The sequence below is a fragment of the Streptomyces sp. LZ34 genome (assembly GCF_053890475.1).
Map to the genome: position 1 here is coordinate 311,168 of NZ_CM132680.1, position 9,141 is coordinate 320,308.

Annotated in this window: 5 protein-coding genes and 1 pseudogene; 4 read left to right on the plus strand and 2 right to left on the minus strand. The window is 71.2% G+C overall.

Annotation, left to right across the window (positions count from 1 at the left end; translation table 11 throughout):
- Window positions 1–360 precede the first annotated feature (360 nt).
- The 4 genes from ACWY4P_RS01470 (at window position 361) to ACWY4P_RS01485 (ending at window position 4,327) form a co-directional block, all read left to right on the plus strand.
- Window positions 361–1,551, plus strand: coding sequence for an MFS transporter (locus ACWY4P_RS01470; RefSeq protein WP_456208242.1), 1,191 nt, complete (start codon window positions 361–363; stop codon window positions 1,549–1,551).
- A 301-nt stretch (window positions 1,552–1,852) separates the two neighbouring features.
- A complete protein-coding gene (locus tag ACWY4P_RS01475) occupies window positions 1,853–1,975 on the plus strand; it encodes a hypothetical protein (RefSeq protein WP_456208243.1) in 123 nt (40 codons plus the stop codon).
- A gap of 219 nt (window positions 1,976–2,194) precedes the next feature.
- Window positions 2,195–3,595 (plus strand): MFS transporter, encoded by a 1,401-nt coding sequence (locus ACWY4P_RS01480; protein WP_456208244.1) that lies wholly within the window; start codon window positions 2,195–2,197, stop codon window positions 3,593–3,595.
- Window positions 3,596–3,628: 33 nt separating this feature from the next.
- Window positions 3,629–4,327 carry a DUF2255 family protein gene (locus ACWY4P_RS01485; protein ID WP_456208245.1) on the plus strand — a complete coding sequence of 233 codons (699 nt, stop codon included), beginning with the start codon at window positions 3,629–3,631 and terminating at the stop codon, window positions 4,325–4,327.
- A 160-nt stretch (window positions 4,328–4,487) separates the two neighbouring features.
- On the opposite strand, the pseudogene ACWY4P_RS01490 reads toward ACWY4P_RS01485, so the two are convergent.
- Together ACWY4P_RS01490 and ACWY4P_RS01495 are read right to left on the minus strand one after the other, a co-directional pair.
- A pseudogene (locus ACWY4P_RS01490) lies at window positions 4,488–4,793 on the minus strand (helix-turn-helix domain-containing protein); the annotation flags it as partial.
- Between the two features lie 546 nt (window positions 4,794–5,339).
- Window positions 5,340–8,990, minus strand: a complete 3,651-nt coding sequence (locus ACWY4P_RS01495) for an ABC transporter transmembrane domain-containing protein (protein ID WP_456208246.1) — start codon at window positions 8,988–8,990, stop codon at window positions 5,340–5,342.
- Between the last annotated feature and the right edge of the window lie 151 nt (window positions 8,991–9,141).

Sequence of the window (9,141 nt, forward strand, 5' to 3'; positions counted from 1 at the left end):
ACGTTGTGCGACGGTCGGCCAGGCGCGTCGTCTGCGCCGGTTTGGCCACCGTGAGCCGCCATGCAACCGCCCGTCCCCCTGGCTCTCCCGCGCCGCCACCACCTGCGCATTCCCTGCTTGAACACCGCTCCGTCCTGTTAAAGTTTTCCCAGTTGCCCGGTCCCGCCTTGGCCCGGGCCTGACGTTTCTCCTCCGCCTGGTGATCAGGGGCGGCGGCGAGGGCGCGTGTCCCGTCCTTCCGCAGTCCTGGACGTCCCTAGGGGGCCACGGGTCGCACCATTCACTTCATCGCACCCCGCGGGGTGTCAGGCGCCGGCGACCTGAGGTGGCCCGCTCCGCCTGGCGGCACAAAGGACTCTCATGTCATCCGCCGCATCCGGCTACCGTCCGCTGTTGCGCATCCCCGGCGCCGCCGCTTTCTTCCTCGCCGCCGCCGTGGGCCGCGTCGGCATCGCCATGACCGGCCTCGGACTGGTCTGGCTGGTACATGCCCGTACCGGCTCATACGGCACCGCCGGCCTGGCCACCGCCGGGTTCTCCCTTGCCGAGTGCCTGATCGGCCCTCACCTGGCCCGGTTGATCGACCGGTTCAGCCAGACCCGCGTCCTGCCGTTCTGTCTCCTCGCCTACGGCACCGCCATCGCCGTCGTCCTGGCCTCCACTTCCCCGGCCGCACTCATCGTCTCCGCCACCTGCGCCGGCGCGGCTATTCCCCAGCTCGGAGCTCTTTCCGCAGCACGCTGGGCCCACCTGCTGCGCGAGACGAGGGCCGACGAACTGCCCACCGCCTTCTCCCTGGAATCACTGGCCAACGCCACCGCCTTCCTGCTCGGGCCCGTCACGGTCGCCGCGCTCGGTGCGGCCAGCGACGCGGCCCTGGCCAGCGTCATCGCCGCGGCCCTGATCCTCGGCGGAGGAGGCGCCTTGACCGCCCAGCGTCGTACCGCGCCCCGCCCCGCCCACAAGCACACCGAGCATGAGCACACCCAACGGACCCTGCTCCGACCGGACTTCCTCCTTCTCGCCATGCTCAACCTGGCCCTCGGGCTGTACTTCGGCACCATGGGGGTCACGGTGAGCGCCTTCGCCGTCGGGCACGGCATGCCCGATGCGGCCGCGCCGATCTTCGCCGCCTCCAGCCTCAGCGGGCTGCTCTCCGGCTGGCTCTACGGGCTGCGCCGGAACCGCGCCCCGGCGCGCCGCCAACTCGTCATCGCCACCGCCTATCTGACAGGCGCAGCGCTGCTGCTTCCCTTCGCACCGTCCGCGACCTGGCTCGGCGCAGCCGTGGTGATCACAGGGGCGGCGGTGCCGCCCACGCTCGTCCTGCTGAGCGTTCTCACCGAGCAGGCCGTCCACCCAGCGGTCCTCACCCAGGCGTTCACCTGGAACAACTCCACCAGCGCGGCCGGTTCGGCACTTGCGGCGTCCCTCTCTGGCCGCGCCATTGACGAGCTGGGCGCCTCCGCCGCCTTCGCTCTGGCCCCCGCGGCCGGACTCGTCCTCCTCGTCCTTTCCCTTTTCCTCGCCGCTCGGCACCGGTTTGCGTAAGGAACTCATCCGTGACCGGTGTTCCGAAGACGGTCATGGCGCCCGGCCGGAGTCTGGTAGCCGGTCGGCAGGGTGGGCGGGCCGGTGTTGATGAGGTCCAGCGCATGGTCCGGGCCAGCCGGGGAAGATGCTGGCGAGCTGGGCACACGGCCGACGTCTACAGCCCGCCCACGAACGGGAAACTGCTCGGCCGGGCCCTCGCCGTCGGGCACCGGGAGCAGGCTGCCGGCCACCAAGGTCGGCGCACTCGACCGGGGCTCCCAGCAGCAGCGCTCGCCTGAGTGCTGGCCCAGGCGAGTACGTGATCCCCATCCCCGGTACCAAGGCGCCCAAGTACCTGCTGGACAACGTGGGCTCCGCCGACGTCGCCGAACTGGCCGCCCTGCCCACCCGCAGGGCGGCCGCTACTCCTGACCCCCACTAGGAACACCTCATGCGAGCAACCCATCATGTACGGCGCCGGGGACGTCCGCGGCAACCACACCGACCTGTGACGACCCCCTGACCAGGTCGAACACTACCTGAGGGGCCCTGCCGCACCCCGGAACGCCGCTCCCCGGCACAACACGGCCTGCCGCCTGTCGCGCGCGGCGCGCAGGCTGGATTCCCGTCGGGAAAACCACCTCGCTCACAGGAGACATCCGTGTCCAGTTCCGTCGTGTCCAGCCAGCACCCAGCCGGCCTCGCGCCAAGCCGCGCAGGCGGTACGGGTGCCGGCTGGGCGCTGGCGGCCGCGCTGCTCGGCTTCTTCGTGATGACGCTCGACGCCCTGATCGTCAACGTCGCGCTGCCCGAGATCGGGCGCGGCTTCGACAGCGGCATCACCGGGCTCCAGTGGGTGGTCGACGGCTACACCCTGATGTTCGCCGCGCTCCTGCTGTCCGCCGGGTCCGTCGCCGACCGGGTCGGCGCCCGGCAGGCGTTCGGGGCCGGGCTGGCCCTCTTCACCACCGCCTCGGTGGCCTGCGGCCTCGCTCCGGATCTGGGCATGCTGGTCGTCGCGCGACTGGTGCAGGGCGCGGGCGCGGCGGTGATCGTGCCCGCCTCGCTGGCCCTGATCCGCGAGGCGTACCCGGACTCCGCGAAGCGGGCGCGGGCGATCTCGCTGTGGGCGCTGGGCGGCTCGGTGGGGTCGGCCGCCGGTCCCGTGGCCGGCGGTGTGCTCAGCCTGGTCAGCTGGCGGATGATCTTCTTCGTCAACCTGCCCGTCGGCCTGCTCGCGCTCTTCCTGCTCGCCCGCACCCGCCGCTCGCCGCGCCGCGCAGCCACCCCGTTCGACTGGACCGGGCAGATCGCCGCGATCGCCGCCATGGGCGGCCTGACGTACGCGGCGATCGAGACCGGCGCCGTCGGCCTCACCGCGCCACGGGTACTGACCGCACTGGCGGTGGCCTTGGTGGCAGGCGCCGTCTTCGTGACGGCGCCGGCCCGCGGTCGGCACCCGATGGTGCCGCTGCCGCTCCTGCGCGAACGCACGACGGCGATCTCGGCGTCGATCGGTTTCGCCCTCAACGTCGGCTTCTACGGCATGGTCTTCCTGCTCAGTCTGTACCTCCAGCAGGAGCACGGCCTCTCGCCGCTGGCCACGGGACTCGCCTTCCTGCCGATGACCCTGCTAACCGCCTTCGTCAGCCCCACGGCCGCCTGGTGCGCGCAGAAGTTCGGCCCCCGCATGCCGATCATCACCGGGCAGCTCGCCATGGCCGGCGGACTCGTCCTGCTGTGTCTTCCGCCGGCGTCGGCACCGACCTGGCTGATGGTGCTGCTGATGATCCCGGTCGGCACAGGAGGCTCCCTCGCCGTCCCCGCGGTGACGTCCCTGCTGCTCGACCACGTCCCGGCCGCGCGCGCGGGCACCGCAAGCGGTGTCCTGAACACCTCCCGCCAGGTGGGCGGCGCCCTGGCCGTCGCGGTCTTCGGCGCCCTGGTGGCCCAACCCGCGACCTTCTTCCACGGACTGCGCACCAGCCTCCTGATCGCCGCGGTCCTGGTCCTGCTCACCACGGCGGCCAGCCTGCTGCTCAGGCCCGCCCCACAGCAGTGATCGTCCCTCTGCGCCATGCAAGGAGCACACCCCATGACCACCACGACAGCCTGGACGGACGACGAGCTCGACCACATCGAGCACGCCGAGGAACTCGACATCGCCTCCCTGCGCCGTGATGGTCGGCTGAGCAGCCGCCGCACCATCTGGGTGGTCCGCGTCGGCAACGGCATCTACGTCCGTTCCGTCTACGGTCCCGACTCCGACTGGTACCGCGGCACCCGCGCCCGGCAGGAGGGCCGTATCGAGGCCGGTGGCGTCACGAAGGACGTGACCTTCGTCGACGCCGACGAGGAGATCAACGACGCCGTCGACTCCGCCTACCGCCGCAGGTACGGGCACTACGCCGCGTACATCGTCCAGGCCATCACCAGTGATGAGGCGAGCTCGACGACCCTGCAACTCGTCCCACGCCGAGTCTTCGACCCTCCGGTCTCCGGCGGCCGAGTTCGACCGCCGGTCATCAAAAACACCCAACCCACAGGAGAACCGTGCTTTCCGCAAACGCGTACGCCGCCACATCCGCAACCGAACCGCTCACCCCGACGACGATCGAACGGCGCGAAGTCGACCCGCGTGACGTCCTTATCGCCTTCGCCGTACAGAGCGCCTACGGCCGCCTGCTGCACGAACACTTCCGCCGCTACGCCGACGACCTCGGTTCCTGAACCGACAGGAGACACGCTGTGGTTGGCCTCGAACTCATCGTGGTCCTGGGGCTGGCCCTCCTGACCGGGGAGGGCCTCGGACACCGCCTACACGTCGCACCGCCCCTGCTGCTGATCAATCGGTGTGCTACTGGGCTTCGTCCCCGCGCTGCGCGAGGTCCACCTTCCGCCCGAGGCCATGCTGCTGCTGCTGTTCCTGCCGGCGCTGCTGTACTGGGAGAGCCTGCGGCCAGGTCGTGGAGATGCTGGTGGCCGTAGGCGTCAAGGCGCAGGGCCCTGGCCAGGGCGTCGAGGACGGCGGGGCTGGGGCGGCTTTCCTTGCCCCGTTCGAGGCGCGTGTAGTAGTCGACGCTGATGCCGGCGAGCGCGGCCAGCTCCTCCCGGCGCAGACCGGGAGCGCGGCGCAGGCCAGAGGTGCTCAGCCCGGCTTCCTCAGGAGTGACCTGAGCTCGGCGGGACCTCAGATACGGCCCCAGACCACTGTCGACTCCTGCCGCTCCGTCGCCGCCGCTTCGTGGTGCACGTGCCATGCGTCCAGTGTGCAAGCGATGGCCTGGGAAAGTCCCGCTTGCGACGCGGTCCGGCAACAGGTCGGCGCAGCGGACGACGGGTGCAGTTCGCCGCCGAGGCGCTGGCGGCGACGGCATGGGTCCACCACTCCCCGACGTGGAACGGCGGGGGATCGAGATCCGCACGCGGCCGTGCCCGAACTCGCGGACGTCGCCACCGTCGACCTGCTGGAGGCGACGGTACGTGGCGAAGAGCCGGTCCTGGGGCCGATGTGAGCGCAACGTTTCGCTTCGCCGGGCGGGTCTTCGCACAACCCGGACGCCAAGGGGGATCTGGTGCTCGCGGAGGACCTCTGCTCGCGCGCCCGACCAGCGTCGGCATGAGCGTGGTCAAGATCCCTCCACGCAGTCCACGTGCGGCGACGGTTTCGTCGGTCGGAGGCCGACCTCGAACGCGGCTTCGGGGAGCGCGGCGTAGTACGGCGCTGTCGTGGCGCAGAACCAGCAGCTCGACGTCATTTTCACCAGTACCGCTACACCACCTTCGGACGGCCTTGCCCCCGACACTCACCGCCCCATCGGGAACTTCTCAAGGCCTCCCTTGGATCTCGCCGCCCTCCACAGGCGCGCGTAGTGGCCCTCGCGGGCCAGCAGTTCGTGGTGGCTTCCCTCCTCCGCGACACTGCCGTTGTCCAGCACGACGATGCGGTCCGCGCGCGCGGCGGTGGCAAGGCGGTGGGCGACGATCAGCGAGGTGCGCCCCTCCGCGAGCCTGGCCATGGCGCCGGACACCACTGCCTCGGTGGCCGGGTCGAGCGCGGAGGTGGCCTCGTCGAGCAGAAGCACGTCCGGGTCGACGAGCTGGGCGCGGGCGAGGGCCACGAGTTGGCGCTGTCCCGCGGAGAGGTTCCGGCCCGCCTCCCCTACGGGGTGGTGGTATCCGCCGGGGAGCTGTGACAGCAGCTCATGAGCTCCGACAGCGCGGGCCGCGGCCCTCACTTCTGCCTCGGTCGCCTCGGGGCGCCCGTATGCGATGGCGTCGTGGACGGTGCCTTCCGACAGGTGCGTCTCCTGCGGGACGATGCCGAGCCGCTGCCGGTACTCTGCCGGTTCCAGACCACGCAGGTCGTGCCCGTCCACCCGTACCGCGCCCGAAGTGACGTCGTAGAAGCGGCCCACCAGCTTGACCAGGGTGGACTTGCCCGCGCCGGTCTCCCCCACCAGCGCCACCGTCTGTCCGGCCGGGATGGTCAGGGTCACGCCGCGGACCGCGTCGCGTGTGGCACCGTGGTAGCGGAACCGGACGTCCGCAAAGTCGATGTCCCCGCTCAGCCGCGGCACCGGACTCGGGTGGGCCGCTCTTGGTGTGCCGGTCGGTGTCCGGAACAGATCCAGGATGCGGCTGAGTCCGACCGATGCCTGTTGGTAACCGTCGAACACCTGGGACAGTTGCAGGACCGACGAGAAGAGGACGTCGACATAGAGCAGGAACACGACGAGCAGGCCGATGGTCAGGGCGCCGCTTCGGGCCCGGTCCGCGCCGAAGGCCAGGACGCATGCGGCGGTCGCGCCGGGAAGGAACTCCACGAATCCGAAGTAGCCCGCGGAGTAGAGCTGTGCCCGCAGCCGGGCGGTGCGATATGCAGCGCTCTTGTGAGCGAAGCGCTCAGCGCCGCGGTGGGTCTGCCGGAACGCCTGGGCGACCCGCAGGCCCGCGACGTTCTCCTGTAGGTCCGCGTTGACCGCGCCGGCCTTGTCCCGGGCGTCGTTGTACGCCCCCATGGCCTTCCATCGGAACAGGGCGGTCGCGCCCACCAGGACCGGTAGCGCCGCGCACACCACCAGGCCGAGTCGCCAGTCCAGGACGAGCAGCACGGCGAGCACGGTGACAGTGGACAGGAAGCTGACGACGGCCATGGCGAACCCGGTCTGGGCGAAGGCGGCGACCGCGTCGACGTCCGAGGTCATCCTTGTCATGATCCGGCCGGACAGTTCGCGCTCGTAGTACGCCAGGTCGAGACGTTGCAGGTGGGCGAAGCCGCGCAGGCGCAGCACATAGCGGATGCGCTCACCCAGGAGGCCGTTCGTTCTGAGCTGGGCCATGCTGATGGCCCAGCCGGCGAGCACGAGGCCGACAGCGGCGGCGGAGGTGGCCAGGAGCACTCCGGACGCCGCCTGTTGGATGCCGTCGTCGATGCCCGTCCGGATGAGCAGCGGCACGAACACGCTGACCAGCGCGTCGAGGAGGACCAGCACCGCCCCCAGGACGAGGGGGAGGCGGAAGGGACGCAGCAGGCGGCGGAGACCGAAGGAGGGGTCCGCGTCAAGAGCTGCGGTGGTGGCCTCGGCTAGATCGGCGAGCTGGGGTGGTGTGCCTGCCGGCGCGGTGGCGCCGGTTGCCGGGCCCGGGCCGGGCGCGGTGTCCCGCCCGGCTCCGTGGTCGGGTCCGGTGGCCGGGCCACGGTCGCCGGGGGTGTCCGCGCGCTCCGTCTGCCCCGCCTCCCCTTCGTCGAACACCGGCCCGGTACCGGCGAACAGCGACTGGTACGCCGTGGAGTGCGCGGCGAGCTCGTCGTGGGTGCCGACGTCGATCAGCCGGCCGTCCTCCAGGAAGGCGATGCGGTCGGCGAGCTCCAGGGTGGAGCGGCGGCGGGCGATGAGCAGGGTGGTCCGCCCGTGCATGACCTGGCGGAGCGTGGCGTGGATCTCGGCTTCGGTCCGCGGGTCGACCGCCGACGTGGCGTCGTCCAGGAGCAGGATGTCCGGCTCGGTGATGAGCGCGCGGGCCAAGGTGATGCGTTGCCGCTGCCCGCCGGAGAGGGTGAAGCCCTTTTCGCCGACCACCGTTTCGTAGCCGTCCGGCAGTTCGCGGATGAAGCGGTCGGCTCCGGCCGCTCGGGCCGCCGCCGTGATCTGTTCCTGCGTGGCTTCGGGACGGCCGTACACGATGTTGTCCCGCACGGTGCCGGAGAACAGGAGACTGTGCTCCGGCACCAGTCCGATGACGGAGCGGAGGGAATCGATGGTCAGGTCCCGGACATCGTGGCCCCCGACGCGTACGGCTCCCCGCCGCACGTCGTAGAAGCGCGGGAGCAGCATCGAGACGGTCGATTTGCCGGAGCCGGGCGCGCCCACGAGAGCGAGCGTCTCCCCCGGCCGCACGGTGAGGGTCAGGTCGCTGAGTACCGGCTGGGAAGGGGTGTACCCGAACGTCACGCCGTCCAGCTCGACGGCGGCGGCCCCGGGCGGCAGCGTCTTCGCTCCGGGCCGCTCCTCGACCAGCGGCCGGGTGTCGATCAGCTCGAAGACCCGGACGACGCTGGCGCGTGCCTGGTGGAGGCCGGTCACCACGGTGGCCAGACCGCGCAGGGGGGCGACCATCTGGGCGACGTACGTGGAGAAGGCGACGAACGTGCCGAGCGAGATGTCCCCGCGCGAGGCCATCCAGCCGCCGGTGGCAAGGATGCCGACCTGGCCGAGCAGCGGAAGCGCCTGCAGTGTCGAACCGTACAGGCCGTTGAGGCGGACGACCTTCAGCCGCGCCGTGAACAGCGCGGCCGCGGCCTCGCCGAGCCCGCGCAGCTCCCGCTCCTCCTGCCCGAACCCCTTCACCACCCGGACACCGGTGACCGCGCCGTCCACGACGCCGGCGACGGCGGCCTCGCGCTGCCGCGCTTCCAGGGTGGCGGGGTACAGCTGTCTGCTGCTGTGCCGTGCGGTGAACAGCAGCGGTGGCAGGACGAGCAGCATGACCAGGGTGAGGACCGGCGACAGGAACAGCATGACCGCCAGGGACAGGACGAACAGCACAACGCTGCCCAGCACGTTGGGCAGCATCGCGAGGAGGCCCTGGGCCATGGACAGGTCGTAGATCGACCGGCTGACGATCTGCCCTGTCTGCACGGCGTCCTGGCGCGCGCCGTCCAGACGGGACAGTGCGGCGAAGGTGTTCATCCGCAGGTCGTGCTGGACATCACAGGAGAGCCGCGCCGCCAGACAACGCTGGGCGCTGCCGGCGCCGAGGCGGAGGAGCCCGACCACGACCAGCACCGACAGGCAGGGCCAGAGCGGAAGTTCGTCCGACAGGATCACCCGGTCCACGATGGCGCGGGAGATCAGCGGTACGAGTGCCGCGGCCACCACGGTGGCCACGGCGGCCCCCAGGGTGAGCGCGACGGTACGGGGGTAGCGCCGACAGCAGGCGATGAGGCGCCGCATCGGGGTGTCGGAAGGGCCCGGTCGTGGTGCGGGGCGTGTCACCACAGGCGCCTCTTCCGGACGTCGTGGCCACCGCGGACCCCGCTGTCGAGGAGAACGTGGGGCCGCCCGTCGACCGCCTCGCAGGAGCGCGTCCCCGCTGACGCGCCGT

Bases quoted from the DNA above. Each gene is read 5' to 3' on its own strand.
- ACWY4P_RS01470 (WP_456208242.1), top strand. From the start codon at position 361: ATGTCATCCGCCGCATCCGGCTACCGTCCGCTGTTGCGCATCCCCGGC.
- ACWY4P_RS01485 (WP_456208245.1), top strand. From the start codon at position 3,629: ATGACCACCACGACAGCCTGGACGGACGACGAGCTCGACCACATCGAG.
- ACWY4P_RS01495 (WP_456208246.1), bottom strand. From the start codon at position 8,990: ATGCGGCGCCTCATCGCCTGCTGTCGGCGCTACCCCCGTACCGTCGCG.